Annotated in this window: 2 protein-coding genes and 1 pseudogene; all 3 read right to left on the bottom strand. The window is 67.5% G+C overall.

Annotation, left to right across the window (positions count from 1 at the left end; all coding sequences use genetic code 11):
- The coding region (locus tag AX685_RS11810) for an ArsB/NhaD family transporter (protein ID WP_197418586.1) at positions 1-451 on the bottom strand (451 nt) is incomplete at its 3' end.
- Positions 451-879, bottom strand: coding sequence for an arsenate reductase (glutaredoxin) (gene arsC, locus AX685_RS11815; protein ID WP_066488921.1), 429 nt, complete (start codon positions 877-879; stop codon positions 451-453). The genes arsC and AX685_RS11810, both read right to left, overlap by 1 nt.
- Before the next feature lie 11 nt (positions 880-890).
- Positions 891-999: pseudogene (locus AX685_RS23145) on the bottom strand (transcriptional regulator); the annotation flags it as partial.

A 999-nucleotide genomic window follows, 5' to 3' on the forward strand; every position in this document is an offset into this window, starting at 1 on the left:
TGGCGGTGTCGGCGATGAACCCCGCCGCCATGACGAACGCCAGCGTCGCCTTGTCCTTGAACCCCAGCGCCCGCAACATGGCGATGACGATCGGCGTCAGGATCAGCGCCGCGCCATCATTGGCGAACAGCGCTGACACGCCTGCGCCGAGCAGCACGATCAGGACGAACAGCCGGCGACCGTGCCCGCCGCCCCAACGCGCGACGTGGAGCGCCGCCCATTCGAAGAAGCCGGCTTCATCCAGCAGCAGGCTGATGACGATGATCGCCACGAACGCCGCGGTCGCGTTCCAGACGATGTTCCACACCATCGGCACGTCGGACAGGGTGACGACGCCCGCGAGCAACGCCACGACCGCCCCGCCCATCGCGCTCCACCCGATGCCGAGGCCTTTGGGTTGCCAGATGACGAGCGCGATCGTCGCGACGAAGATCAGGACGGCAAGCAGCATCAGGCGACGCGCTGGCCCGACGCATCGACGACCTGTTCGCCGTCTTCCTTAGCGAACGCGCCGAGCTGGTCGCTCGGCAGCAGATCGAGGACGGCTTCGGACGGGCGACACAGCTTCACGCCGAGCGGCGAGACGACCAGCGGCCGGTTGATGAGGATCGGGTGCGCCATCATCGCGTCGACCAGCGCGTCGTCGGACAGCGCCGTGTCGCCCAAGCCCAGCTCCGCATGGGGTGTACCCTTCTCGCGCAGCAGGTCGCGCGGTGTTAGGCCCGCGCGGTCGATCAGCTCGACCAGCAGCGCGCGCGAGGGCGGGGTCTTAAGATACTCGACCACATGCGGTTCGATGCCGGCATTGCGGATCAGCCCAAGCGCGTTGCGAGACGTGCCGCACGCGGGGTTGTGATAGATGACGATATCGACGGCCACGGGGCGTCCTTTCAGCAGCAGGGGGCAAGTTCGGCGATAAGCGGAGCGCAGACTTCCGCGTTGCTGGCGCAGCAGTCCTTGACGAGGAACAGCGTCAGCGCGCGCAGGCCGTCCAGATCG

The organism is Sphingomonas sp. CCH9-F2 (assembly GCF_001556735.1).
Lineage (GTDB): Bacteria > Pseudomonadota > Alphaproteobacteria > Sphingomonadales > Sphingomonadaceae > Sphingomonas > Sphingomonas ginsenosidimutans.